Genomic DNA, 24424 nt, shown 5'->3' on the forward strand with positions numbered 1-24424 from the left:
CCGCGGCCCTGTCAGCCCTGCCGCCTAGGGTCGGACCATGGCCGACGCCCCCAGCCCCGAGCCCAGAGCGCCGCGCGCGCCCGAGGACGACCTCGTCACCACGCAGCACGCGGTGGGGGTGGGTCGCGGCCGGCTGCGCTACTCCGTGACGACCGGCCGGACGGTGCTCCGCGAGGAGGTCGTCGAGGACGGCACCGTGCGCGACCCCCAGCCGCGGGCCGAGATCTTCTCCACCGCCTACGTGCTGGACGACGTCGACCCGCGCACCCGCCCGGTCACCTTCGCCTTCAACGGCGGCCCCGGCTCGTCCTCGGCCTGGCTGCACCTGGGCCTGCTGGGCCCGCGCCGGGTGGTGATGGGCGACGCCGACGCCCTGGTCCCGCCGCCGTGGGGCCTCGCGGACAACCTCGAGACCCTGCTCCGGGTCTCCGACCTCGTCTTCGTCGACCCGGTCACCACCGGCTACTCCCGTCCCGCCCCCGGTCACCAGGCCGGCGACTTCCACGGCTACACCCGGGACGTCGAGTCGGTCGGGGAGTTCATCCGGCTGTGGACGACGCGGAACGACCGCTGGTCGTCGGCCAAGCTGCTGGCCGGGGAGTCCTACGGCACCACCCGCGCGGCCGCGCTGGCCCAGCACCTCGCCGACGGCTGCGGGCTCTACCTCAACGGGCTGCTGCTCATCTCCTCGGTGCTGGACATCGGCACCGTCGACTTCGTCGAGGGCAACGACCTCCCCTACGCGCTCTACCTGCCCACCTACACCGCCGCCGCCCACCACCACGGCCGCATCGGGGGCGAGCTGCGCGCCCGGGTCGCCGAGGCCGAGGAGTTCGCCGCCCGGGACCTGCCCTGGGCGCTGGGCCGGGGGTCGCGGCTGCAGGGCGCCGAGCGGGACGCCGTCGTCGCCCGCTACGCCGAGCTGACGGGGCTCGACCCGGGCTACGTCGACCGCGCGGACCTGCGGGTGGACCTGTTCTCCTTCGTCACCGAGCTGCTCCGCGACCGCGGCCTGCAGCTGGGCCGGCTGGACCTGCGCTTCACGTCCTGGCCCGACCACGGCAACGCCAGCCGCAGCGGGGAGGACCCCAGCTACCGCGCGCTGGTCGGGCCGTACGCGGCCGCGGCCAACGCCTACCTGCACGGCGAGCTGGGCTACCGCACCGACCTGGCCTACAACCTGCTCACCGGCCAGGTGCACCCGTGGTCGTACAAGGAGTTCGAGGGCCGCTCCGTCGAGTCGGCCTCGGCCCTCGCGTCGGCGCTGCGCTCGAACCCGCACCTGCAGGTGCACGTCTCCTGCGGCTACTTCGACGGGGCCACCCCGCACTTCGCCGCCGAGCACGTCTTCGCCCACCTGCGGGTGCCGCCCCAGGTCGCCGACCGGGTCACCTGGGACTACTACGAGGCCGGCCACATGATGTACGTGCACGAGCCGAGCCGGCTGCAGCAGTCGGCCGACCTGGCCGCGTTCGTGCAGCGCGTCTCCGGGTGAGGCCCGCGCGGCGCCTCCGTCGCGCCGGACCGGCCGTGCGCGAGGATGTCGGGCGTGAGCAACCCGTACCAGCCGCCCCCCGTGCGCGGCTACGGCCGGCCGCACCCCCAGGGGACGCTGGTGCTGGTGCTGGGGATCCTGGGCCTCGCGCTCGCCCCCGTCGCGGTGCCCGGGCTGCTGCGCGGCACGCAGGTGCTGCGCGAGATCGACGCCCGCCCGACGCTCTACTCCAACCGCACGCCGGTGGTGGTCGGACGGCTGCTCAGCATCGTCGCCCTGGTCGTCTGGGCCGGAGCCATCCTGTTCTACCTGGTCGCCGTCGTGGCGCTGGGGCACGACCTGACCTGACCCGACCGAGCCGGCCCGTCCCGGCTCTCCCGTCTCCCGGAGGAGCACCATGACCGACCCGCAGCACCCGTCCGCCACCCCCGAGCCGGAGCGCCGCGACGAGGGCTCCACGTCCGAGCCGCCGCCCTACGCCGACCCCGCCCGGGCCGACGACGGCGACGGCCGTCCGGCCGGTGAGCAGGGCTCCGGGAGCCCGGGGTACGGGGACCAGGGCTACGAGACCTCGACGTACGGCGACGCGAGCTACGGGGACCAGGGCTACGGCCAGCAGGGCTACGCCCCCCAGGCCTACGGCCAGCCCGGCTACGGCGTCTCGGCGCAGCCCTACGGCAGCGCCGACCACCCGCAGGGCACGCTCATCCTGGTGTTCGGCATCGCCGGCTTCTTCGTGGGCGTGCTGGGGCCGGTGGCCTGGATCATGGGCGGCCGGGCCCTCAGGGAGATCCGGTCCAGCGGGGCGCACCCCCGCAACGAGCAGCTGGTCGTCGTCGGCCGGATCCTCGGCATCGTCTCGACGGCGCTCTGGGTCCTCGGACTGCTCGCCTTCGTGGCGATCTTCGTCCTGGCCCTCACCCTGAGCGCCAGCTCCTAGGCCGCTCAGCGGCCGGGCGGCACCGCCAGGGCCAGGACGACGACGGCCACCCCGGCGAGCCCCAGCAGGGCCACGTCGAAGGCCTTGGCCCGCACCTGCAGCAACCCGGCCGCCCGGTCGCTCAGCACCAGCCGCTCGACGGCGCCCACCAGCAGGGATGCGCCGACGACGACCGAGCCGGCGCGCCAGGTGGTCTGGCCGAGCACGCTCAGCGCGAGGCCCAGCACCACCCCGGCGACGACGACCAGCAGGGGCCAGGGTCGCTGGGGCTGCGGCGGCCCGGCCTCGGGTCGGCTCACCCGGCCGGGCTCAGGCCGCGGCGTCGGCGAGCCGCTCGGCCCGGTCGACGACGTTGCTCAGCAGCATGGCTCGGGTCATCGGGCCCACCCCGCCCGGCACGGGCGCGACCCAGGAGGCCACCTCGTGCACGCTGGGGTCGAGGTCGCCGACCAGCCCCTTCTCGGTGCGGGTGATGCCGACGTCGACGCAGACCGCGCCGGGCTTGACCATGTCGGCCGTGACCAGGCCGGGCCGGCCGGCCGCGGCGATGACGATGTCCGCCCGGCGGGTGTGCGCCGCGACGTCGACGGTGCCGGTGTGGCAGAGGGTGACGGTGGCGTTCTCGCTCTTGCGGGTCAGCAGCAGGCCCAGCGGGCGCCCGACGGTGGTGCCGCGGCCGACGACGCAGACCTCGGCCCCCGCCAGCTCGACGCCGTTGCGGCGCAGCAGCTCGACGATGCCGCGCGGGGTGCAGGGCAGCGGGCCGGGCTCGGACAGCACCAGCCGGCCGAGGTTGGCCGGGTGCAGGCCGTCCGCGTCCTTGCCTGGGTCGACCAGGCCGAGCGCCCAGTTGTCGTCCAGGCTGCCCGGCAGCGGCAGCTGCACGATGAAGCCGGTGCACGCCGGGTCGGCGTTGAGCCGCTCGATCTCGGCCTGCAGCTCGGCCGCGCTGGCCGAGGCGGGGAGGTTGACCTCCAGCGACGCGATCCCGACCTGGGCGCAGTCGCGGTGCTTGCCCGCGACGTAGGAGTGGCTGCCGGGGTCGTCGCCGACCAGCACGGTGCCCAGCCCGGGGACGATCCCGCGCGCGGCCAGGGCGGCCACCCGCTCCTTGAGCTCGGCCTTGATGGTGGCGGCGAGCGCCTTGCCGTCGAGGATCTGCGCGGTCATGGTTCTCCGATCGGGGTGCGGGTGCTGGTGCTGTGCTGGTACCGGGGCGTGCCGTGGTGGTGCCGTGCGGTCAGTGGTAGAAGTGCCGGGCGCCGGTGACGTACATGGTCGCGCCGGCGGCCTGCACCGCGGCGACGACCTCCTCGTCGCGGACCGAGCCGCCCGGCTGGACGATGGCGCGGACGCCGGCGTCGAGCAGGATCTGCGGGCCGTCGGCGAACGGGAAGAACGCGTCGGAGGCGGCGACGGCCCCCTGCACCCGGTCCCCCGCCCGCTCGACCGCGAGCTTGCAGGAGTCGACCCGGTTGACCTGGCCCATCCCGACGCCGACGGAGGCGCCGCCGGCGGCCAGCAGGATCGCGTTGCTCTTGACCCCGCGGACGGCGCGCCAGGCGAACTCGAGGTCGGCGAGGGTCTCAGCCGAGGCCGGCTCACCCGCGACCAGCGTCCAGTGCGCGGCCTGGTCGTGCTCCAGCCCGACCTGGTCGCGGTGCTGCATCAGCATGCCGCCGTCGATCCCGCGCATCTCGACCCCGCCCGGGGTCGGCGGATCGACGACGAGGATCCGGATGTTCTTCTTCCGCGCCAGCACCTCGACGGCGCCGTCCTCGTAGCCCGGCGCCGCGATCACCTCGGTGAACACCTCGGCGACCTGCTCGGCCATGGCCACGCTGACCGGCCGGTTGGTGGCGATGACGCCGCCGAAGGCCGAGACGGGGTCGCAGGCGTGCGCCAGCCGGTGGGCCTCGGCGATGTCGGCGCCGACGGCGATCCCGCACGGGTTGGCGTGCTTGATGATCGCGACGGCGGGCGCCTCGAAGTCGTGCGCCGAGCGGCGGGCCGCGTCGGTGTCGACGTAGTTGTTGTAGGACATCTCCTTGCCGTGCAGCTGCTGCGCGCCGGCCAGGCCGGCGTCGCCGTACCCGGAGCGGTACAGCGCGGCCGGCTGGTGCGGGTTCTCGCCGTAGCGGAGCCCGGCCACCTTGTCCCAGGTCGCCCCCACCCAGGCCGGGAAGCCCGAGCCGGCGGAGGTGTCGGTGACCACGTTGCCCATCCAGCTGGCGACGGCCACGTCGTAGGTCGCCGTGTGCACGAAGGCGGCCGCGGCCAGGCCCTGGCGCTCGGCCAGGGTGAACCCGCCGGCGGCGATGGCCGCCAGCAGCGCGTCGTACTGGTCGGGGGAGGTGACCACGGCCACGGAGGCGTGGTTCTTGGCCGAGCTGCGCACCATCGCCGGCCCGCCGATGTCGATCTGCTCGACGCACTCGTCCGGCGTCGCGCCCGAGGCGACGGTCGCGGTGAACGGGTAGAGGTTGCTGATCAGCAGGTCGAACGGCGCGACGCCCAGCTCGTCCAGCTGGTCGCGGTGCGACTCCAGCCGGAGGTCCGCGAGCAGGCCGGCGTGCACCTTCGGGTGCAGGGTCTTGACCCGGCCGTCGAGGCACTCGGGGAAGCCGGTGACGTCCTCGACGGGGGTGACGGGCAGCCCGGCGTCGGCGATGGTCCGCGCGGTGGACCCGGTAGAGACGATCTCGGCGCCGGCGTCGACGAGGGCGCGGGCCACCGTCAGCAGCTCGGTCTTGTCGTACACCGAGACGAGGGCACGGCGCAGCGGCCGGCGGCCCTCGGGGGCGGGTGTTGCGGTCTGCGGCTCGGTCATGAGTCCCAGCGCACCTTTCTGTCGACGACCTGCCACGTGCGCGTGGCGAGCTGGTGGGTGGTGGAGACGAGGAGGTCGCGCTCGACGACCTTGATCCGCTCGTGCAGCGAGGCGACGGTGTCGTCGTCGTGCACCCGGACGGCGGCCTGGTCGAGGATGACGCCGGTGTCGACGCCCTCGTCGACGAGGAAGACGGTGGCGCCGGCGACCTTGACGCCGTGGGCCAGCGCGTCCCGCGGCCCGTGCATGCCGGGGAAGGCCGGCAGCAGGGCGGGGTGGGTGTTGAGGGTGCGGCCGCCGAAGGCGGCGAGGAAGGCCGGGCCGACCAGCTTCATGAACCCGGCGCTGACGACGAGGTCGGGGGCGTGGGCGGCGACCCGGTCGCGCAGGCCCGCGTCCCAGGCGGCGCGGTCGGCGCCGGGGCTCAGCGGGTGCACGAAGGTCGGCACCCCCGCGGCCTCGGCCCGGGCCAGCCCGGCGACGCCCGGCCGGTCCGAGCCCACGGCGACCACCTGAGCGCCGAACCCGGGCCCGGCGCAGGCGTCGAGCAGGGCCTGCAGGAGGGTGCCGGTGCCGGAGATCAGCACGACGACGCGGGCGGGCCCGTCCGCGGACGGGGGCCCCGTCGTCGGGGTCGGGGCGGGCTCGGGCACGGCTGCCACCCTATCGAGAGGAGCGGGGGTCCTCCGACGGCGAGGACCCGGCGGACCGCGGCAGCACCTCGGTCGGCTCGTGGTCGGGGTGTCCGCGCCCCAGCACCTCGGTGAGCTCACCGTCGCCCTCGCGGGCCTCCTCGGACCCCTCGTCCCGGACCGGGACGGCGGTGGCGCGGCGGCGGAGCACGCTCGTGGACTCGGCGCGCTCGAGGTCGGCGCCACGGCGCGCACGGCGCCACAGCCCGAGGGCCAGCCCGGTGACCATGCCGGCCAGGCCGAGGGTGGTCACCGCCATGACCAGGAGCGGCAGCAGCAGCGGGCCCAGCCCGGTGAGCCGGAGCGTGCCCAGGTCCCCGGAGGTCGCCCAGGCGAGGGCGACGAAGACGAGGCCGCCGGTCACACCGGCCAGCCCGCCGACCAGGCTCGTCTCGTCGAAGCGGGCCTGCGGGCGGGCGCGGACGACGAACCAGGCGGCGACGGCGCCGGCCAGCACCCCGGCGGCCAGCCACCACAGAGCGGCGGTGGGTCCCGGGCCCTCGGCGGGCAGGGCCCCCAGCAGAGGGAGGCCGGGGACCACGCCGAGGTCGGTCGAGGACGGGGAGACGAGCGAGCCGTTGCCGAGGGTGAAGCCGCCGCCGAGGGCGTAGGCGCCGGACCAGACGACGGCGTTGGGCGCCAGCGCCAGCTGGGCCAGCAGGAGGGCCAACCCGCCGGCGAGGCCGGGGGCCAGGCCGTCGTGCAGGGCGGTCACCCGGTCGAGGTGCCGCGCCAGGCCGGTGACCAGCACCGAGGCGCCGGCGACGAGCAGCACGAGCTGCGAGGCGAGCACCGCCTGCGGGACGGCGCGCGCCCAGCCGGGCAGGGCGTCGGTCCACGACGTGCCCAGCGCCCGCCCGGCCCCGTGCAGGGACGCGGCGAGGAGGACGGCCAGCACGGCGACGAGGTGCCCGGGAGCGGCCCCGACGCGGCCCAGCAGGGCAGCGGCAACCAGCAGCGGGGCGGCGTACGCCCCGACCAGGGCGGCGGCGACCCCGAGAGCGCGCGGGTGCTGCCCCGGGCGGGCCGAGCGGACCGCGAAGCCGGCGGCCCGGGAGAGCAGCACGGCCATCAGCGCGGCCACCCCCCAGGGCACCAGCGTGACGACGAGACCGCCCAGCGGGACCGCCACGCCGTGGCCGGCCAGCCAGAGGCCGGTGCCGACGACGAGGGCCCCGACGAGGGTCCCGGGGTCGGCGGTCACCCAGCCGACCACGGCCAGGCCGGCGACCAGCAGCCAGCCGGTGAGCGCGCACAGCAGCCCGGCCGCGACGGCGGTGACCCCCCATCCGGGGCGGGGTCCGCCGTCCCCCGCGCGGTCCTCGGGCACCGGGCGGGAGGGCTCGGTGGCCTGCAGGACGACGGCGGGAGCGGTGCGGCGAGGGGTCAACAGGGAAGCCATGGCGCGTCCATGCTCACCCAGGCGGCCGGCTGGGCTGGGCCGGACACGCCCGCCGGGGGGTAAAGTCTTGTGGTCCGCGTCCCGGCGCACGGGTGCCCCGGCCGGACCCGACCGCTCGTCCCCGTGACCGCTAGGAGCTCTTCGCATGGTCGATCCCGACCCCGGGTACCGACCCCGGCGCGCCGCCGACGGCTCGACGTCGGGCGGTGATGCGCCCGAGGGGGCGACCACCCCCGCGACGCCCGCGCCCGGCACGCCCGCCACCGGCGGAGCGGCCCCGACGCCGTCCGGCCCGGCCCCCGCGGGCGAGCCGCCCGCCCCGGCCCCCGCGCCCGTCCCGGCCGACGACGAGGACCAGCCGAAGCCGCTCTACCGCGACGAGCCGGCCGCCCCGACGGCCGGCGGCTCCCCGCTCGGTGAGGAGACCCGGGTGACCCGGCCCGTGTTCAAGCCCCGCGCCCGGCGCACCCCGGACGACGAGGACTCCACGACCCTGCTCCCCCGCACCCCCGCCGCCGGCCGCCGGCCGGGCGCGGAGCGCGAGGAGCGCCTCGACGACGACGAGCCGCGCACCCGGCTCGGCCGCCGAGGCCGGCTGGCGCTGCTCGTCGGCGCGCTGGCCGCCGTCATCGCCGTCGGCCTGGCCATCGGCTACGCGGTCTCGACGGTGGGCGACCCCACCGCCGACCCGGCGCCCAGCACCTCCGCGCCCGCCCCGTCGGCCTCCGGCTCCCCCGCCCCGACGGCCGGCGACCCCGGGGCCGTGCTCGCCGACGCCGTCCTCCTCGACCCGGCGACGGCCGCCCAGATCGACCCGGGCACCTGGACCGTCGCGCTGACCCAGCGGCCGCCGGCCGACGACGCCCCGACGGCTGCCTGCACCACCGGCGAGCCCGCCGAGGGCCAGCCCACCGCGCAGCAGGACGTGCTCCGGCTGCTCAGCGGCTCCGGCGACGACGCCCCGAGCGCGCTGCACCACGCGAGCGCCTACGCCTCGCCCGAGGAGGCCGCGCAGGCCTACGCCGTCGCCGCCAAGACCCTCGGCGGCTGCGTCAGCCCCGGCAGCTACATCTACGACGGCTCCGCCGTCAGCGGGCTCGGCGACCAGTCGACCGGGCTCATCGCCAACGTCGTCAGCGGCGGCAAGACGCAGTGGCACAGCATCGTGCTGAACCGCTCCGGCAGCGTGGTCAACCTCGTCGACGCCGCCCGGGCCGGCAAGCCGCTCGGCGTGCGCGAGGTGGCCGCCGCGCTGGGCGCCGTCACCCAGAAGCAGTGCCAGGCGGCCGGCCAGGCCTGCACCCCGGACCCGTCCGTCGCGTTCGGACCCCCGCCGCTCGGCGGCGACGTGCCGGGCTTCCTGGCCAGCGGCGACCTGCCGCCCGCCGGTGAGGACGACGAGCTGTGGGTCGCGACGCCCGCCGAGCCCGTCAGCACCGACTTCGCCGGCTCCGGCTGCGAGACCGTCACCTGGGCCCGGCTGGACGCCGAGACCTCGAGCAGCCGCGTGTACCTCGTGCCGAGCAGCACGACCTTCGGGCTGAACGCCATCGTGCTGACGATGGAGGACGAGAAGGCGGCGTCCGACCTGGTCGCCAAGATCAAGTCCGACCTGGACAGCTGCGAGAAGCGCAAGCTCACGGCCAACGTCTCCGAGCCGGAGAAGGTGACCGGCGTCGGGGCCTCGGCCGCCCAGGTCACGGGCTGGACCTCCCGCGTCGCGCAGAAGTCCACCCAGGGCACCCAGCGCTACCGGGTGGGCATCGTCTCCTCCGGCGCCAAGGTGGCCTACACCTTCCTCAACCCGCTGGACGGCGGCTACGACCTCACCGACGGCGAGTGGGACCGCGTCGCGGTCCGTGCCGGGCAGCGGATGACCCAGGTCCCCTGAGCGCTCCCGCTCCCGGGCCCACCGCCCCCTGAGCCCGTCGAAGGGGCCAGCACGCCCTCAGGTGCGCACGCGCCCCAGGGCCACGGCGGCGAGCATCAGGGCGCCGAGGGTCTCGTTGTCGGTCACCTCGCCCCGGCCGACCATCGCCACCAGCTCGGCCCAGGGGACCCGCCGGACGGCGGTGATGCCCTCGGCCGCGGCCTCGTCCCCGCCGACCTCGGTCAGGTCGGTGGCCAGGTAGACCTGGCCGGGGGCCGCGGCGACGCCGTTGAGCGAGTCCACCGCCCCGATCGGCCGCCAGGTGGCCGCGGCCAGCCCGGTCTCCTCGCGCAGCTCGCGTTGCGCCGCCTCGAGCAGGTCGCCGCCGTCGGAGCCGCCCGCCGGCACCTCGGGCGTGGCCCGGCCGGTGGTGTAGCGGTCGACGGTGACCAGCACGACCTCGTCGGCCGCCGTGACCGGGACGACGAACACCGCCGGGGAGCGCACCTCCACCACCCCGTACAGACCGGGCCGGCCGTCGGGGTGGACCACCTGGTCCTCCCGCACCCGGATCCAGGCGTTCTCGTAGGCGGTCCGGCTGGCGGTCGTCGTCCACATGGCCCTGATCCTGCCAACCGCCCCCGCGCGTGCGGAGCGCCGCCCCGGACGCCGACGTGCCCCGGACCAGCAGGTCCGGGGCACGTCGGGGTCGTGCGGGTGAGGGGGCAGCCTCAGCTGCTGAGCCCCTGCATGATCTCGCGCATCAGCTGCGCGGTCTCGCTCGGCGTCTTGCCGACCTTGACCCCGGCGGCCTCGAGGGCCTCCTGCTTCGCGGCCGCGGTGCCCGAGGAGCCGGAGACGATGGCGCCGGCGTGGCCCATGGTCTTGCCCTCGGGGGCGGTGAAGCCCGCCACGTAGCCGACGACCGGCTTGGTGACGTTGACCTTGATGTACTCGGCCGCCCGCTCCTCGGCGTCGCCGCCGATCTCGCCGATCATGACGATCGCGTCGGTGTCCGGGTCGTCCTGGAACGCCTGCAGGGCGTCGATGTGGGTGGTCCCGATGACCGGGTCGCCGCCGATGCCCACCGCGGAGGAGAAGCCGATGTCGCGCAGCTCGTACATCATCTGGTAGGTCAGCGTGCCCGACTTCGACACCAGGCCGATCCGGCCGGCCTTCGTGATGTCGGACGGGATGATGCCCGCGTTGGCCTGCCCGGGCGAGATCAGCCCGGGGCAGTTCGGCCCGATGAGCCGGGTCCTCGACCCCTGCGACAGGGTGAAGAACTCGGCGCTGTCCTTGACCGGCACACCCTCGGTGATGACGACGGCCAGCGGGATCTCGGCCTCGATCGCCTCGACGACGGCGGCCTTGGTGAACTTGGCCGGCACGAAGATGACGGTGACGTCGGCGCCCGTCTCGGCCATCGCCTCGCCGACCGAGTTGAAGACGGGGACGGCGGTGCCGTCGAAGTCGACGGACTGGCCGCCCTTGCCGGGGGTCACGCCGCCGACGACGGCGGTGCCGGAGGCCAGCATCCGGGAGGTGTGCTTGCGCCCCTCGGAGCCGGTCATGCCCTGCACGATGACCTTGGATGCGTTGTTCAGGAAGATTGCCATGTCAGTCGGTCCTCAGTTCCCAGCCAGCTCGGCGGCGCGCTTGGCGGCGCCGTCCATCGTGTCCACCTGCTCCAGACCGGGCAGCGCCGCCTCGGTGAGGATGCGCCGGCCCTCCTCCGCGTTGTTGCCGTCCAGCCGGACGACCAGCGGCTTGGTGACGGCCTCGCCGCGGCTCTCCAGCAGCTGGAAGGCCTGCACGATGCCGTTGGCCACCGCGTCGCAGGCGGTGATCCCGCCGAAGACGTTGACGAAGACGCTCTTCACCTGGGCGTCGCCGAGGATGATCTCCAGGCCGTTGGCCATCACCTCGGCGCTCGCGCCGCCGCCGATGTCGAGGAAGTTGGCGGGCTTCGGGTTCCCCGCCACCTCCTCGCCGGCGTAGGCGACGACGTCGAGGGTGCTCATCACCAGGCCGGCGCCGTTGCCGATGATGCCGACGGAGCCGTCGAGCTTGACGTAGTTGAGGCCCTTCTCCTTCGCCGCGTTCTCCAGCGGGTCGGTGGCGGAGTTGTCCACCAGGGCGGCGTTCTCGGGGTGCCGGAAGTCGGCGTTCTCGTCGAGCGAGACCTTGCCGTCGAGGGCGACGATCGAGCCGCTGCCCGTCTTGACCAGCGGGTTGACCTCGACCAGCGTCGCGTCGGACTTCAGGTAGACCTGGCCCAGCAGCTGGAAGACGCGGGCGAGCTCGGCGGCGTCGGCGGCGTCGAAGCCGGCCGCGGCCACGATCTCGTCGGCCTTCGCCTGGTCGATCCCGACGATCGGGTCGACGGCGACGCGGGCGAGGGCCTCGGGGCGCTCGACGGCGAGCTGCTCGATCTCCATGCCGCCCTCTTTGGAGCACATGGCGAGGTAGCGGCGGTTGGCCCGGTCCAGCAGCAGCGAGAAGTAGTACTCCTCGGCGATGTCGGCGCCCTCGGTCACCATCACGGTCTTGACCACGTGGCCCTTGATGTCCAGGCCGAGGATCTCCTCGGCGCGGGCGGCCGCCTCCTCGGGGCTCCGGGCGATCTTGACGCCGCCGGCCTTGCCGCGCCCCCCGGTCTTCACCTGCGCCTTGACGACCACGACGGGCGAGCCGAGCTCCGCCGCAGCGTCCCGGGCCTCCTCGGGGGTGGTCGCGGTGATGCCGCGCAGCACGGGGACCCCGTGCGCCTCGAACATGTCCCGGGCTTGGTACTCGTACAGATCCACAGCGCCTCCTGGTCGCGACCCGCCGTCACCGGCTGGTCGACCGCCTCGGACACCCGGGCCCGGCCCGGCCCCGGTGTCGGTCCGCCGCCGGCGGACCGAGGACGAGCCTAGTGGTTCGGCGGCCCCGGACCGGTGACGGGGTTCAGAGGTCGCGGTCCAGGCCGACGTGGCCCCGGACCCAGCTGACGATGTCGGCCATCGTCGCGCCGGGGGTGAAGACCTCGCCGATGCCGAGCTCCAGCAGGGCCGCCCGGTCGGCCGGCGGGATGATGCCGCCGCCGAAGACCACGACGTCGGACGCGTCCTCGGCCGCGAGCAGCTCGAGCACCCGGGCGAAGAGGGTGAGGTGCGCCCCGGAGAGCACCGACAGCCCGACGGCGTCGGCGTCCTCGGCCAGCGCGGTCCGGACGATCTGCTCCGGGGTCTGGTGCAGCCCGGTGTAGATGACCTCCATGCCGGCGTCGCGGAGCGCCCGGGCGACCACCTTGGCCCCCCGGTCGTGGCCGTCCAGCCCCGGCTTGGCGACGACGACCCGCAGGCGTCGGCCGGTCCCGGGCTGCTCGGAGGGCTCCACGGGGGTCAGGCTACTGCGCGGTAACCTGGCCCGGTGCCCGACGGTCCTCGGCGGGGCGGCCCGCCCCCGGAGCTGGTGCGGGCGGCGTGGCGGCTCGGTCGTGGTCTCCCGCGGGTCGCCGCCGGGGTGGCGGTCGAGGCGGGCTACACCGCCGCGCACCTCGCCCTGTACCCCTGGGGGCTGCGCCGGGCCCCGGTGCCCGCCGCGGCAGCCGGCGGCCTCGCCGACCTGAGCCCCGCGCAGCGCGGCCTGGCCAGCCGCGACGTCGAGGCGGCCGGGACGCCGATCCTGCTGGTGCACGGCATCGGCGACAACCACACGATCTTCGCGCTGCTCCAGCGCCAGCTGCGCCGCCGCGGCTTCCGGACGGTGTCCACCCACGACTACGGCCTGCTCACCCGCGACGTCCGCGCGGCCGCCCGCCAGCTCGGGGAGGCGGTGGAGGCGCTGTGCGCCAGCACCGGCCACGAGCGGCTGCACGTCGTGGGCCACAGCCTCGGCGGGCTGATCGCCCGCTACCACGTGCAGCGCCAGGGCGGCGACGCGCGCGTCGACACCCTGGTCACGCTCGGCACCCCGCACGGCGGCACCGTGCTGGCCCGGGCGCTCCCCGGGCTGCCGCTGCTCCGCCAGCTGGCGCCCGGGTCCGACGTCATCGCCGAGCTCGCGGAGCCGGCACCCGGCTGCCGGACCCGGTTCCTCGCCGTCCGGACCGACCTCGACCACCTCGTGGTGCCCGGCCGGAACGCAGCCCTCGAGCACCCCGACCTCGACGTCCGCAACCTCGCGGTCCGCGGCGTCGGGCACCTCTCGCTCACCGGGGACGCCCGCGTCGCCCGCGAGATCGCGGCGACGCTGGCCGAGCTCACGGGCGGCGAGCGCGGGCGGGCTCCGACCACCGGCGCCGACCCCCGCGAAAAGAGGACCTAAGACCCTGCGGATTCGGTGGATAGCGGGCCCGGTCGTCCGTATCCTGGGGCGGGGCGAACTGTCCCGGTCGGGACCGAGCCCCCGACGCGTCGCCCCCGCGTCGCCGCCCGCAGACCCAGGAGAACCCGCCGTGGACGTGCCAGCGCCCCGACGTCCGGCCCGCCCGGCCGCCGTCGCCGCCGCCGGCGAGCACCGGCACTGGCTCTCCACCGCCGCCGCCGCCCTGGCCGTCTCGGCCCTCGGCCTGGCCCTGGCCGGCTCCCTCACCGCCACCGGCAGCGCCGAGACCCGGCCCGCCGCGCCCGGTGCCGGGCTGCGCCCGCCGGTCGTGCGGGTCGCGACCCCGACCCCCAGCCTCGACCCGTCGCTGCTCGAGACGTACGGCTTCGGCGGGGACGGCGGCGAGCCGCTGCGGCAGGCCGTCGTCGCCGAGCGCGCGGCCCAGCGCGCCGAGGAGCTCGCCAAGGACGCCGAGGCCGTCAGCCGGGCGGCCACCCGTGCCCGCGAGCAGGCCCGCCAGCAGGGTCTGACCGCGGCCGAGCAGGCCACCCAGGCCAAGGGCGAGGAGCTCGCCCGCGCGGCCCTCGAGCGCGCCGCGGCCGCCCGCGCGGCCGCCGTGACCGCCCGGGCCGCGGCCGAGGCCGCCGCCCGCGCGGCGTCGAGCGCCACCCCGGCGCCGACCCCGGTCCCCGGCGCCGCCCCGACCAGCCCCGCGACGCGCGCCGTCCCGGTCGCCCCGCCGGTCACCCCGCCGGTCACCGGCAGCGGCGGCGGGGTCTCCCCCGTCCCGGGCGCAGTGGTCGGCGCCAGCTTCGGGCAGTACGGGCTGTGGTCGCGCTACCACACCGGCCTGGACTTCCGGGCGGCCTACGGGGTGCCGATCCGGGCCGTGAAGTCCGGCCAGGTGCTCTACGCCGGGAACTCGGGCAACTGGGCCGGCAACCACGTGGCCGTGCTGCACGGCGACGGCATGACGACCATGTCCTCCCACATGTCCTCGATGACGGTGCGGGCCGGGGACACCGTGCAGGCCGGCCAGGTGATCGGCTACGTGGGCCAGACCGGCCGCGCGTTCGGCGCTCACCTGCACTTCGAGCTCTACCCTGCCGGTGTCCGCTACGGGGACGTCTACCAGGCCGTCGACCCCGTCCCGTGGCTCCGCGCCGCGGGCGTCACCACCCGCTGACCGCGCGTGCACGGAGATCTCGGTCACACGCCGCGCGTCCTCACGCCTGGCGGACGCCGTCTCGTTTTTGCTCGCTGTTACGCATCCGTTATGGTTTCAACCGTCCGCTGCTGGGAGTGAGCCAGCAGGGCCTCGAGGGAGCGGGAACCGACGCACTTGTTCATGAGGCCGGACCGGCCCATGTCGTCGTACGTAGGAGATCCTGAGTGCCCAAGTCAACAACGCCGGACGCGCCTGCGCGTCGTGCGCTGATTGAGGACATCAAGGACGACCGTCGGGGCTGGCTGCAGCACGGTGCCGCCGCGCTCGCCGTCTCGCTGCTGGGCCTCGGCGTGGCCGGCTCGGTCGTCCTCACCGGCAACGCCCAGCCCTCCCAGGTCGCCGTGCCCAGCACCCGCGTCACCGCGAGCACCGACCCCGCCGTCCAGCTGCCGTCGGCCTTCGACCGCGACGCCTCCTCCACCAGCCGGGACAGCGCCGGCCGCCCCGCCCTGGACCAGGCCAAGCTGCAGAGCCTCGCCGACCAGCGCGCCGAGGAGCTGGCCAAGACCGACGACCAGATCGAGCAGGCCGCCAGCACCAAGGCCGCCGCCAAGCGGGAGAAGACGCTGGAGTCGGCTTCGGAGTCCACCCAGGAGCAGGCGGTGCTCATCAAGAAGAGCGCCGACGCCAAGCGGGCGGCCGAGCTGGCCCAGGCCGCCGAGCCGGACGCCCCCGCGCCCGCTCCCGGCACCACCGACGCCCCCGCCACGACGGCCCCCGCCGAGAGCGGCCCGGTCAACGCCAGCGGCAAGAGCTGCATGCCCGTCCGCGGCGGCTACAGCATCGCGGCCCGCTTCGGCCAGGTCGGCTCGTGGTCGCGCTACCACACCGGCTTCGACTTCTCCGCCCCCGTCGGCACCCCGCTGCAGGCCCCCGCCTCCGGCGTCGTCACCAACGCGGGCTCCGGGTCCGCCAGCGGGTGGGCCGGCAACTACGTCGCGATCCGCTACCCCGACGGCACCTCGTCGCTGATGGCGCACATGTCGACGGTCTCGGTGAGCGTCGGCCAGACCGTCACGGCCTGCCAGACCGTCGGCGCCGTCGGGATGACCGGCCGCACCTTCGGCCCGCACGTCCACTTCGAGATCTACCCCGCCGGGATCACCCCGGGCGACGTCTACAAGGCCGTCAACCCGCTGACCTGGCTGAACGCGCACGGCATCAACCCGTAGCCGACGCGCTCCACCCCCCGCACACCACCGCCGCCCGGTCCCGGGCCGGCGGTGGTCGCCTCTCCGGGGCCCCTACAGCTTCTCGAGCGGGGCGTGCTTGAGCGAGAGCCGCTTGAGCCCGGCCGAGCCGAAGTCGACGTCGGCCTTGGTGTCGTCGCCGGTGCCCGAGGTGGCCACCACCGAGCCCAGCCCGAAGGTGGAGTGCAGCACCCGGTCCCCGGCGGCCAGGACCGGGATCTCGCGGACCTTCGGCTTGCCGGCGCCGTAGCCGACGGTGGTGCGCCAGGACTGGTTCGAGCGCGTCGTCGCCGAGGTGTTGCGCCACGACGTGACGGCCCGCTCGGTGCGCCGCCAGTCGACCAGCCGGTCGGGGATCTCCCCCAGGAACCGGCTGGGCGGGTTGTGCTGCGGGGTGCCCCACGCCGCGCGGACCACCGCACGGGAGACGTGCAGCCGCTTCCGGGCCCGGGTGATGCCCACGTAGGCCAGCCGCCGCTCCTCCGCCAGCTCGTCGGGGTCGTTGAGCGCCCGCATGTGCGGGAAGACGCCGTCCTCGCAGCCGGTCAGGAAGACGTTGTCGAACTCCAGCCCCTTGGCGGTGTGCAGCGTCATCAGGGTGACGACGCCGGCGCTCTCGCGGTCCGGGGACGGGATCTGGTCGGAGTCGGCCACCAGGGCGACCCGCTCGAGGAACGCGCCGAGGGAGTCGTCCACCTCGGCGGCACCCGCGGCCAGGTCCTGCTCGGGGTCCAGGGGGTCGAACTCCGGCGGCAGCTCGGCCAGCCGGACGCCCGCCCGCGGCTCCACGACCGGGGCCGTCAGCGCGGCGAGCTCGGCCGCCGGGTCGAAGGCCTCGTCGACGACGTCGTCGTCGACCGCGGCCAGCACGGCCACCCCGCTGACGAACTCGCGCGCCACCGTCACCAGCTCCACGAGGTTCTCCAGCCGGGTCTGGTCCTGCGGGTCGGACGAGGTCTGCAGCTCGGCCAGGTAGCCCGAGGCCTCCAGCACGCTGGTGAGGATGGCGTCGGCGGGCGCCCCCTCGGCCACCATCGCCTCGTGGGCGTCCATCAGGTCGACGAAGCCGCGCAGCTGGTTGGCCGAGCGGGTGGCCAGCGACGGGATGTCGTCGATGCGCCGCAGCGCCTCGCCGAAGCTGATCCGCTCCCGGTTCGCGAGGTCGGCGACGGCGGCCTCGGCCCGGTCGCCGATGCCGCGCTTGGGCACGTTGAGGATCCGACGGACCGAGACGTCGTCGCTGCGGTTGCTGATCGCCCGCAGGTAGGCGATGGCGTCGCGGACCTCGCGGCGCTCGTAGAAGCGGACCCCGCCGACGACCTTGTAGGGCAGGCCGACGCGGATGAACACCTCCTCGAACGTCCGCGACTGGGCGTTGGTCCGGTAGAAGACGGCCGTGTCGCCGTAGCGGCCCTCCCCCGCGTCGCTCAGCCGGTCGATCTCGCTGGCGACGAACTGGGCCTCGTCGTGCTCGGTGTCGGCGACGTAGCCGACGATCATCGGGCCGTCACCGGCGTCGGACCACAGGTTCTTCGGCTTGCGGCCCGCGTTCTGCCCGATGACGGCGTTGGCCGCGGTGAGGATCGTCTGCGTGGAGCGGTAGTTCTGCTCCAGCATGATCGTCCGCGCGCCCGGGAAGTCGAGCTCGAAGTCGTTGATGTTGCGGATCGTGGCGCCGCGGAAGGCGTAGATGGACTGGTCGGAGTCCCCGACCACCATCAGCTCCGGCGGCTCCGCCGCCACCGTCTCGGGGCCCGGCTCGACGTCGGCCGAGCACAGCTCGCGGACCAGCACGTACTGGGCGTGGTTGGTGTCCTGGTACTCGTCGACCAGCACGTGGCGGAAGCGCCGGCGGTACTGCTCGCGCAGGTCGGGGAACGCCTGCAGCAGGTGCACGGTGGTCATGATGAGGTCGTCGAAGTCCAGCGCGTTCGCCGCGATGAGGCGCCGCTGGTACTCCGCGTAGGCCTCGGCGTAGGACGCCTCGACGCTGCCCTCCGCCGCGCGGCCGCGGGCCGACTCGTGGTCGACCAGCTCGTTCTTGCAGTTCGAGACCCAGCTCATGATGGCCCGCACCGGGAACCGCTTGGGGTCCAGCTCGAGGTCGTTCGCGACCAGCTGCATCAGCCGCTTGGAGTCGGCGTCGTCGTAGATCGAGAAGGTGCGGGAGACGTGGAAGCGGCCGATCTCGGAGCGCAGGATGCGCACGCAGGCCGAGTGGAACGTCGAGACCCACATCAGCTTGGCGCGGTTGCCGACGAGGTCCATCACCCGGCCGCGCATCTCGGCGGCGGCCTTGTTGGTGAAGGTGATGGCCAGGATCGAGCCGGGGTGCACCTTCCGCTCCCCCACCAGGTGGGCGATCCGGCGGGTGAGCACGCGGGTCTTGCCCGACCCGGCGCCGGCGACGACGAGGACCGGGCCGCCGGCGTGCAGGACGGCCTCGCGCTGGGGCGGGTTGAGCCCCTCGAGCAGGCTGTCGGTGCTGGGGCCGGACGACGTCCGGGTGCGCGGGCGGGCCACGGTCACCTCCGGGAACAGGTCGTCCGGCAGGCCGTCGGACGGGGTGGGGACGAGGGGGCGGGGCGCACTGGTCATCTCCCGATCCACCCTAGACGCCACCGCCGACAACGCCCTCCTCCCGCGCGCGGGGAGGTCCACCTGCCGCGTCAGCGGCCCGGGCGCGCGGGCTACCGTAGGCACATGGGGTGGATGAGGCGGATCAGGCTGCGGACGGTGCTCCAGCACACCGCGCTCGCCGTCGCCGCCGTCCAGGGCACGACGCTGGCGGTCCTCGCCGTGGTCGACCACCGCCGCAAGCGGACCCGCAAGCCCGCCGTCTTCCCCCGCGTCGCCCCCCGCTCGGTGACCGCCGGCGGCTCGGAGGTGACGGTCTACACCTACGGCGAGGACCTCTACCGCGACATGCTGGACGCCATCCGGCAGGCCCGCAGCCGGGTGTTCTTCGAGACCTTCATCTGGAAGGGCGACGCCGTCGGCCAGGCCTTCAAGGACGCGCTGACCGAGGCCGCCGACCGCGGCGTCGAGGTCTACGTCGTCTTCGACGAGTTCGCCAACCTCGTCGTCCCCCGGAGCTTCTTCCACTTCCCCGACAACATCCACGTCCGACGGCACCCGATCGGGCGCTCGTGGCCCAGCGTCCGCAACTCCGGCCGCGACCACCGCAAGCTCGTGGTCGTCGACGACGCCGTGGCCTTCCTCGGCGGCTACAACATCGGCAGCCTCTACGCGACGGACTGGCGCGACACCCACGCCAAGCTGACGGGCGACATCGTCTGGGACGCCGAGAACGCGTTCATCGACTTCTGGAACCTGTTCGCCGGCCGACGGCGCCCCGAGCTGCCCGACGTCGGCGGCCGGACCTGGCAGTCCGACATCCGCATCCACCGCAACATCCCGCGCAACGTCGTCTACCCCATCCGCGGGGTCTACCTCGACGCGTTCGACCGCGCCGCCCACCACATCTACCTCACCCACGCCTACCTGATCCCGGACACCGACATGCTCGACGCGCTGCTGCGGGCGGCCCGGCGGGGCGTGGACGTGCGGATCATCGTCCCGGCCGAGTCCAACCACATCGTGGCCGACTGGCTGTCGCGCGGCTTCTACACCCAGCTGCTGCGCGGCGGGGTCCGGCTGTTCCTCTACCAGGGCGCGATGGTGCACGCGAAGACGGCGACGATCGACGGCCAGTGGTCGACGATCGGCACGGCGAACCTCGACCGACTCAGCCTCACGGGCAACTACGAGATCAACATGGAGGTCCTCAACGCCGACGTGGCGAGGCAGATGGAGGAGATCTTCGCCCTCGACTCCTCCAACACCGTCGAGCTGACGCTGGCCGCCTGGCGCCGCCGGCACGCGATGGTCAAGTTCTCCGAGACCGTCCTCACCCCCTTCCGCCCGCTGCTCTGAGACGCCGCAGCCCTCCCGGTCGAGGACCGGGAGGGCTGGGGCGGGACCGAGCGGAGCGACGGCGTCAGACGCTGACGGACTCCTGCGCGCGGTCCTCCTCGTCGACGGGGCCCCGGCGGCGCTGCCGCTGGACGGCCACCGAGAGCCCGACGACGGTCAGCACCAGCACCGCGCCGTAGACCACCCAGCGGGTGCCGTCGGCGACGTCGTAGGTCTTGAGCAGCGTGCGGCTGTTGGTCAGCAGGATCAGCCCGCCGACGGCGACGCCCAGCAGGTGGGCCGGGGCGACCTTCACGAGGTAGGCGGCCAGCGGAGCGGCGACCAGGCCGCCGACCAGCAGCGCCAGGGCGAAGCCCCAGTTGATGCCCGCGGCGCCGAGGCCGAAGAGGAAGCCCAGGCTGGCGGCCGCGCTGACGGCGAACTCGGAGGTGTCGATGGAGCCGATCACCTTGCGGGGCGGCATCCGGCCGTCGACCAGCAGGGCCGGGGTCGCGACGGGGCCCCAGCCGCCGCCACCCGTGGCGTCGATGAAGCCGGCGAAGAGGCCGAGCGGGGCCAGGAACTTCATCGTCAGCGCCTTCTTCAGCGCGGGCCGGACGCCCAGCACGAAGCGGATGATGATGTAGAGCCCGAGCGCGGCGAGGATCGCCGCCATCACGGGCGCGGCCGCCTCCGTCGAGAGGTTGGAGAGCACCGTGGCGCCGAGGAAGGCGCCGACGGCGCCGGGTCCGGCGATCCGGGCCACGACCCGCCAGTCGACGTTCTTGAGCTTCCAGTGCGAGAAGCCCGACGCGAGGTTGGTGCCCAGCTCGCTGAAGTGCACCGAGGCCGACGCCGCAGCCGGCGTGAGGCCGGCCAGGATCAGCAGCGTGGACGACGTGACGCCGTAGCCCATGCCGAGGCTGCCGTCGACGAGCTGGGCCCCGAACCCCACGAGGGCGAGGACGATGAGCTTGCGCATGGGTGGTCCACCTTGTTCCCGATGCCTAGCGAGTTACTAGGAATTGCAGGAACGTAGCAAGCCCTCGGCGTCCTGCCCACCGCTCGTCTCACTTGGTGATCAGACAATCCGACATGTGGACACCTCCGGGACAGGAGGGAGTCCTGGGACGGAGGAGGGCCGGGCTCAGCTCCAGGCGGCGGGGTTGGCGACGAGGTCGACCACGGGCGCCGGCAGCTGGCCGGCCGCGACGTGGGCGAGGCTGACGCCCTCGAGGATGGCGCGCTCGGAGGCCCGCAGCGCGATCCACACCTCCTGCAGGGGCGCCGCGGCGCCCTCGTACTGCAGGTGCTCCGGACGGCTGCCCCGGACGTTCGCGAGCTCGCCGTCGAGGGCGCGGATGACGTCGGCGATGCTGATGTCGGACGCGGGCCGGGCCAGCCGGTAGCCGCCGTCGGGACCGCGCTGGCTGCGCAGGAGCCCGCCACGACGCAGCTCGCCGAGGATGCTCTCGAGGTACTTCGGCGGGATCCGCTGGGCCGCCGACAGCTGGTCGACGGTGCGGGGGGCGTCGGCGGCCGCCAGCTCGGCGGTGGCGCGGAGCGCGTAGTCCACCCGGGCCGACAGCCTCACGCGGGCACGTCCGTCCTGCTCACGCGGTCTCCTCGGGCTCGGTCGTACCGGGCCCGGGCCCGGGTCGGACGACCCCTGCAGCCTAGCGCCACAGCACCGAGAGGGCCGCGTTCGCCAGCGTCAGCAGGCCCATCAGCAGCCAGAGCCCGCGCGGCACCGACAGGAAGCGGCGGTTCCGGGCCAGCAGCAGGACGAGGACGAGGGTGACGCCGGTCTTCACGCCCACCGGACCCCAGGCGACGTCCTGGCCGGCGACCAGGGCCAGCACGACGAGGACGACGCCGCTGAGCAGCGAGGTCCAGCCGCCGGCGAGCATCGTGGCGCTGACCTCGGGCTCGGCCACCCGGGTCTGGACGAGGATCCCGCCGAGCAGCGCGGCGAAGCCCACCAGGTGCACCAGCACGACAATTTCCTGGCCCAGTTGCATGACTCGAACCTACGGGTGGTTGACTTCAGTGCTCTGCAGCCACGACCGGGTCAATATCCGGTCTCATGCTGGAAGCAGACATCATAGGAGAGGTACTTCATGTTCGGACTCATCATCAGCATCATCGTCGTCGGCCTGATCGCGGGAGCCATCGCCCGACTGGTAGTGCCAGGACGTCAGAACCTCTCGATTCCGATGACGATCCTCCTCGGAATCATCGGATCCTTCGTTGGGGGCTTCCTTGGCTACCTCATCTTCCGTAACGGCGGCAGTTTCTTGCAGCCCGCCGGGATCATCGGCTCGATCATCGGTGCGATCATCGTCCTGCTGCTCTACACGCGTTTTAGCGGCCGTTCGGGCTCGCGCGCCTGACGCGTCCCGCTCACCCGGTCAGCCCGGTCGACCCTCGTGGTCGGCCGGGCTGTTCCGTCTCCGGACCTCAGACCAGGCGGCGGTCGGTCGCCCAGCGCGTCAGCTGGTGCCGGTTCGAGAGCTGGAGCTTGCGCAGCACGCTGCTGACGTGGGTCTCCACGGTCTTGATGGAGATGAACAGCTCGCGCGCCACCTCCTTGTAGGCATAGCCGCGGGCGATCAGCCGCAGGACCTCCCGCTCGCGCTGCGAGAGCCGGTCGAGGTCCTCGTCGACGGTGGCCAGGTCGATCGCCCCGGAGAACGCGTCCAGCACGAACCCGGCCAGCCGCGGGGAGAAGACGGCGTCCCCTTCGGCCACCCGCCGGATGGCGTCCACCAGTTCGGTGCCGTTGATCGACTTGGTCACGTAGCCCCGCGCCCCGCCGCGGATGACGCCGATGACGTCCTCGGCGGCGTCGGACACCGACAGGGCCAGGAACTTCTGCTCCGGCGCGACGGCGTGCACCCGGCGCAGCACCTCGACGCCGCCGCCGCCGGGCAGGTGGACGTCCAGCAGGACGACGTCCGGCTTCGTGCGGGTGATCACCTCGACGGCGGAGTCGACGTCGGCCGCCTCCCCCACCACCCGGACGGCCTGGCCGATCTCGGCCTTGACGCCGGTGCGGAACATGGCGTGGTCGTCGACGACGACCACCCGCGACGGCCCGGGCGGAGCGGCGTCGGGGGCCGCGGCGGGTGCCCCGGCGGGGGTCCCCGGGGCCGGCGGACGGCTGCCGGCGGGCGGGGTGTGCTGCGGGTGGGTCATCGTCTGATCTCCAGTCGTACCTCGGTGCCGTCTCCCGGGCGGGAGCGGACGGTGGCGGTGCCGCCGTGGCGGGCCATGCGGTCGATGATGCTGCCCCGGACGCCCATCCGGTCCTCCGGCACGTCGTCCAGCGCGAAGCCGGCACCGCGGTCGCGGACGAACACCTCGATGAGGTCCTCGTCGACCTCGGCGTAGACGTCGATCTTGTCCGCCCCGGAGTGCTTGGCCGCGTTGACCATGGCCTCCCGGGCGGCCCGGACCAGGGCCTGGACGGCGTCGGAGGGCTCCACGTCGCCGACGACGACGAGCTCGACGGGCACCGCCCGCTCGTCCTCGACCTCGGCCGCGGCGGTGGTCAGCGCCGCCTTGAGCGTGGTCTCGGTCAGCTCCTCGCCGTAGAGCCAGGTGCGCAGCTCGCGCTCCTGGCGGCGGGCCAGCTGCTGGACCGCGCGCGGGTCCTCCGACTGGCGCTGGATCAGCGCGAGCGTCTGCAGCACCGAGTCGTGCAGGTGGGCGGCCATGTCGGCGCGGGCGTCGGCACGGACCTTCTCCGCGCGGGCGGTGTTGAGGGCGGTGCGGGAGCGGTGGATCCAGGGGGCGACGACGACGGCCAGCCCCGCGAGCGCCATCACCGTCATGGCCATCACCTCGGGCAGCTGGTCGAGCTGGCCCTGCTGGGCGACGACGAGCCCGAAGGCGGCGCCGACCAGGCCGAGCCCCACGATGACCCGGACCAGGGCGGGCCAGCCGCCGCGGGCGACGAGGGGGGCGAGCCAGGCCCGCCCGCCGGCCTCGGCCTGCCAGCGCTTCTGCTGGGCCGAGTCCGCCTGCCGCCAGACCAGCGCGGCGCCCACGCAGGCGAAGGCCACCGGCCAGAACAGCCGCTGGCTGACGCCGAGCCCGCTGACCTGGACGAGCCACAGCAGGCCGCTGCCCAGCGCGGCGAGGGCGACGACCGCGCCCCAGTCGACGCGGCGCCGGGGCGCCGACGGCTTGCGCAGCCCCGTGCGGGTCGCCGCCTCCAGACCGGGCGAGCTGACCGCGGGCTGGGCCGGGAGCAGCAGCCAGAGGGCGCCGTAGGCGAGGACGCCGAGGAACTGGAAGAGGGTGAGGGCGACGAACGCGATCCGGACCGCCAGCACGGGCCAGCCGAGGTGGCGGGCGAGGCCGGTGCAGACGCCGCCGATCATCGCGCCCTCGGACACCCGGGTGGCGCGGGGGCGGCCGGGCGGCACCGGCTCCAGCGCGGTGGACCCGGGCGGGACCGAGCCGGCCGGGGTGCTGCTGCCCGGGAGGGGACGCAACGGGACCGGCGGGACGGGCCCGGGTCTCGCCGGGGGCGTCACCGGG

24 protein-coding genes and 1 pseudogene are annotated in these 24424 nt (G+C 74.6%); 9 read left to right on the plus strand and 16 right to left on the minus strand.

The annotated features are described in order from the left end of the window. Nucleotides 1-37: 37 nt before the first annotated feature. Genes JOF54_RS06865 through JOF54_RS06875 form a run of 3 tightly spaced genes read left to right on the plus strand, consistent with a single transcriptional unit; the run spans nt 38 to nt 2435 of the window. Nucleotides 38-1495, plus strand: coding sequence for a S10 family peptidase (locus tag JOF54_RS06865; RefSeq protein ID WP_210054177.1), 1458 nt, complete (start codon nt 38-40; stop codon nt 1493-1495). 54 nt (nt 1496-1549) lie between these two features. After that, a complete protein-coding gene (locus JOF54_RS06870; protein WP_210054179.1) occupies nt 1550-1843 on the plus strand; it encodes a hypothetical protein in 294 nt (97 codons plus the stop codon). A 49-nt stretch (nt 1844-1892) separates the two neighbouring features. After that, the gene (locus JOF54_RS06875) at nt 1893-2435 is read left to right on the plus strand and encodes a DUF4190 domain-containing protein (protein ID WP_210054181.1); all 543 of its coding nucleotides are present in this window, start codon (nt 1893-1895) and stop codon (nt 2433-2435) included. Between the two features lie 5 nt (nt 2436-2440). Here the strand turns inward: JOF54_RS06875 and JOF54_RS06880 are convergent, their stop codons facing one another. The 5 genes from JOF54_RS06880 to JOF54_RS06900 form a co-directional block, all read right to left on the minus strand. Next, nucleotides 2441-2734: a DUF3017 domain-containing protein gene (locus JOF54_RS06880; RefSeq protein ID WP_210054183.1), complete on the minus strand. Its 294-nt coding sequence runs from the start codon at nt 2732-2734 to the stop codon at nt 2441-2443. A gap of 10 nt (nt 2735-2744) precedes the next feature. Next, entirely contained in the window at nt 2745-3605 is an 861-nt protein-coding gene (locus JOF54_RS06885) for a bifunctional methylenetetrahydrofolate dehydrogenase/methenyltetrahydrofolate cyclohydrolase (protein ID WP_210054185.1), read from the minus strand. Between the two features lie 70 nt (nt 3606-3675). Then, nucleotides 3676-5265, minus strand: a complete 1590-nt coding sequence (gene purH, locus JOF54_RS06890; protein ID WP_210054188.1) for a bifunctional phosphoribosylaminoimidazolecarboxamide formyltransferase/IMP cyclohydrolase — start codon at nt 5263-5265, stop codon at nt 3676-3678. After that, nucleotides 5262-5918: a phosphoribosylglycinamide formyltransferase gene (purN, locus tag JOF54_RS06895; protein ID WP_210054190.1), complete on the minus strand. Its 657-nt coding sequence runs from the start codon at nt 5916-5918 to the stop codon at nt 5262-5264. Before purN ends, purH begins: the two co-directional genes overlap by 4 nt. Before the next feature lie 10 nt (nt 5919-5928). Then, nucleotides 5929-7359: a cell division protein PerM gene (locus JOF54_RS06900; protein ID WP_210054192.1), complete on the minus strand. Its 1431-nt coding sequence runs from the start codon at nt 7357-7359 to the stop codon at nt 5929-5931. Between the two features lie 145 nt (nt 7360-7504). On the opposite strand from JOF54_RS06900, the gene JOF54_RS06905 reads away from it, so the two are divergent. Further along, on the plus strand, nt 7505-9250 hold the full coding sequence (locus JOF54_RS06905) for a hypothetical protein (RefSeq protein WP_210054194.1): 1746 nt from the start codon (nt 7505-7507) through the stop codon (nt 9248-9250). Nucleotides 9251-9307: 57 nt separating this feature from the next. Here the strand turns inward: JOF54_RS06905 and JOF54_RS06910 are convergent, their stop codons facing one another. From JOF54_RS06910 to JOF54_RS06925, 4 genes are all read right to left on the minus strand, one after another. Continuing rightward, a complete protein-coding gene (locus tag JOF54_RS06910) occupies nt 9308-9847 on the minus strand; it encodes an NUDIX domain-containing protein (protein WP_210054195.1) in 540 nt (179 codons plus the stop codon). A 113-nt stretch (nt 9848-9960) separates the two neighbouring features. Further along, the gene (sucD, locus tag JOF54_RS06915; protein ID WP_210054197.1) at nt 9961-10848 is read right to left on the minus strand and encodes a succinate--CoA ligase subunit alpha; all 888 of its coding nucleotides are present in this window, start codon (nt 10846-10848) and stop codon (nt 9961-9963) included. A gap of 12 nt (nt 10849-10860) precedes the next feature. Further along, nucleotides 10861-12039, minus strand: a complete 1179-nt coding sequence (gene sucC / locus JOF54_RS06920; protein ID WP_210054199.1) for an ADP-forming succinate--CoA ligase subunit beta — start codon at nt 12037-12039, stop codon at nt 10861-10863. A 142-nt stretch (nt 12040-12181) separates the two neighbouring features. Continuing rightward, complete coding sequence (locus tag JOF54_RS06925) at nt 12182-12613, minus strand: cobalamin B12-binding domain-containing protein (RefSeq protein WP_307803915.1); 432 nt, start codon at nt 12611-12613, stop codon at nt 12182-12184. A gap of 33 nt (nt 12614-12646) precedes the next feature. On the opposite strand from JOF54_RS06925, the gene JOF54_RS06930 reads away from it, so the two are divergent. The 3 genes from JOF54_RS06930 (at nt 12647) to JOF54_RS21815 (ending at nt 15943) form a co-directional block, all read left to right on the plus strand. After that, a complete protein-coding gene (locus JOF54_RS06930) occupies nt 12647-13543 on the plus strand; it encodes an esterase/lipase family protein (RefSeq protein ID WP_307803916.1) in 897 nt (298 codons plus the stop codon). 130 nt (nt 13544-13673) lie between these two features. After that, nucleotides 13674-14729: a M23 family metallopeptidase gene (locus JOF54_RS21810; RefSeq protein WP_210054202.1), complete on the plus strand. Its 1056-nt coding sequence runs from the start codon at nt 13674-13676 to the stop codon at nt 14727-14729. Between the two features lie 206 nt (nt 14730-14935). Further along, nucleotides 14936-15943 (plus strand): M23 family metallopeptidase, encoded by a 1008-nt coding sequence (locus JOF54_RS21815; protein WP_210054204.1) that lies wholly within the window; start codon nt 14936-14938, stop codon nt 15941-15943. 72 nt (nt 15944-16015) lie between these two features. Here JOF54_RS21815 and JOF54_RS22125 read toward each other — a convergent pair whose 3' ends face one another. Both JOF54_RS22125 and JOF54_RS06945 read right to left on the minus strand, forming a co-directional pair. Beyond that, nucleotides 16016-16153 carry a hypothetical protein gene (locus JOF54_RS22125; protein ID WP_372443512.1) on the minus strand — a complete coding sequence of 46 codons (138 nt, stop codon included), beginning with the start codon at nt 16151-16153 and terminating at the stop codon, nt 16016-16018. A 134-nt stretch (nt 16154-16287) separates the two neighbouring features. Beyond that, nucleotides 16288-18559: pseudogene (locus JOF54_RS06945) on the minus strand (UvrD-helicase domain-containing protein); the annotation flags it as partial. 105 nt (nt 18560-18664) lie between these two features. Between JOF54_RS06945 and JOF54_RS06950 the strand changes: the two are divergent. Next, nucleotides 18665-19897: a phospholipase D-like domain-containing protein gene (locus JOF54_RS06950; RefSeq protein ID WP_210054208.1), complete on the plus strand. Its 1233-nt coding sequence runs from the start codon at nt 18665-18667 to the stop codon at nt 19895-19897. 64 nt (nt 19898-19961) lie between these two features. Here JOF54_RS06950 and JOF54_RS06955 read toward each other — a convergent pair whose 3' ends face one another. The 3 genes from JOF54_RS06955 to JOF54_RS06965 form a co-directional block, all read right to left on the minus strand. Beyond that, entirely contained in the window at nt 19962-20858 is an 897-nt protein-coding gene (locus JOF54_RS06955; protein WP_210054210.1) for a sulfite exporter TauE/SafE family protein, read from the minus strand. Between the two features lie 165 nt (nt 20859-21023). Then, nucleotides 21024-21470 carry an RrF2 family transcriptional regulator gene (locus JOF54_RS06960; RefSeq protein WP_210054212.1) on the minus strand — a complete coding sequence of 149 codons (447 nt, stop codon included), beginning with the start codon at nt 21468-21470 and terminating at the stop codon, nt 21024-21026. A gap of 82 nt (nt 21471-21552) precedes the next feature. Continuing rightward, nucleotides 21553-21897, minus strand: coding sequence for a hypothetical protein (locus JOF54_RS06965; protein WP_210054214.1), 345 nt, complete (start codon nt 21895-21897; stop codon nt 21553-21555). Between the two features lie 99 nt (nt 21898-21996). Between JOF54_RS06965 and JOF54_RS06970 the strand changes: the two genes are divergently transcribed. Next, nucleotides 21997-22269: a GlsB/YeaQ/YmgE family stress response membrane protein gene (locus tag JOF54_RS06970; protein WP_210054216.1), complete on the plus strand. Its 273-nt coding sequence runs from the start codon at nt 21997-21999 to the stop codon at nt 22267-22269. Between the two features lie 67 nt (nt 22270-22336). Here JOF54_RS06970 and JOF54_RS06975 read toward each other — a convergent pair whose 3' ends face one another. Next, nucleotides 22337-23074 (minus strand): response regulator, encoded by a 738-nt coding sequence (locus JOF54_RS06975; RefSeq protein WP_281073340.1) that lies wholly within the window; start codon nt 23072-23074, stop codon nt 22337-22339. Next, nucleotides 23071-24378 (minus strand): ATP-binding protein, encoded by a 1308-nt coding sequence (locus JOF54_RS06980; protein WP_245358002.1) that lies wholly within the window; start codon nt 24376-24378, stop codon nt 23071-23073. Before JOF54_RS06980 ends, JOF54_RS06975 begins: the two co-directional genes overlap by 4 nt. Nucleotides 24379-24424: the final 46 nt, after the last annotated feature.

The sequence above is a fragment of the Microlunatus capsulatus genome, assembly GCF_017876495.1.
Lineage (GTDB): Bacteria > Actinomycetota > Actinomycetes > Propionibacteriales > Propionibacteriaceae > Microlunatus > Microlunatus capsulatus.

Excerpts from the sequence above, each read along its gene's own strand:
- JOF54_RS06910 (WP_210054195.1), bottom strand. The coding sequence starts at position 9,847 with ATGTGGACGACGACCGCCAGCCGGACCGCCTACGAGAACGCCTGGATC.
- JOF54_RS06970 (WP_210054216.1), top strand. The coding sequence starts at position 21,997 with ATGTTCGGACTCATCATCAGCATCATCGTCGTCGGCCTGATCGCGGGA.
- sucD (WP_210054197.1), bottom strand. The coding sequence starts at position 10,848 with ATGGCAATCTTCCTGAACAACGCATCCAAGGTCATCGTGCAGGGCATG.
- purH (WP_210054188.1), bottom strand. The coding sequence starts at position 5,265 with ATGACCGAGCCGCAGACCGCAACACCCGCCCCCGAGGGCCGCCGGCCG.
- JOF54_RS06965 (WP_210054214.1), bottom strand. The coding sequence starts at position 21,897 with ATGCAACTGGGCCAGGAAATTGTCGTGCTGGTGCACCTGGTGGGCTTC.
- JOF54_RS06950 (WP_210054208.1), top strand. The coding sequence starts at position 18,665 with ATGGGGTGGATGAGGCGGATCAGGCTGCGGACGGTGCTCCAGCACACC.
- JOF54_RS06905 (WP_210054194.1), top strand. The coding sequence starts at position 7,505 with ATGGTCGATCCCGACCCCGGGTACCGACCCCGGCGCGCCGCCGACGGC.
- JOF54_RS06875 (WP_210054181.1), top strand. The coding sequence starts at position 1,893 with ATGACCGACCCGCAGCACCCGTCCGCCACCCCCGAGCCGGAGCGCCGC.
- JOF54_RS06955 (WP_210054210.1), bottom strand. The coding sequence starts at position 20,858 with ATGCGCAAGCTCATCGTCCTCGCCCTCGTGGGGTTCGGGGCCCAGCTC.
- JOF54_RS06865 (WP_210054177.1), top strand. The coding sequence starts at position 38 with ATGGCCGACGCCCCCAGCCCCGAGCCCAGAGCGCCGCGCGCGCCCGAG.
- JOF54_RS06900 (WP_210054192.1), bottom strand. The coding sequence starts at position 7,359 with ATGGCTTCCCTGTTGACCCCTCGCCGCACCGCTCCCGCCGTCGTCCTG.
- JOF54_RS06975 (WP_281073340.1), bottom strand. The coding sequence starts at position 23,074 with ATGACCCACCCGCAGCACACCCCGCCCGCCGGCAGCCGTCCGCCGGCC.
- JOF54_RS06885 (WP_210054185.1), bottom strand. The coding sequence starts at position 3,605 with ATGACCGCGCAGATCCTCGACGGCAAGGCGCTCGCCGCCACCATCAAG.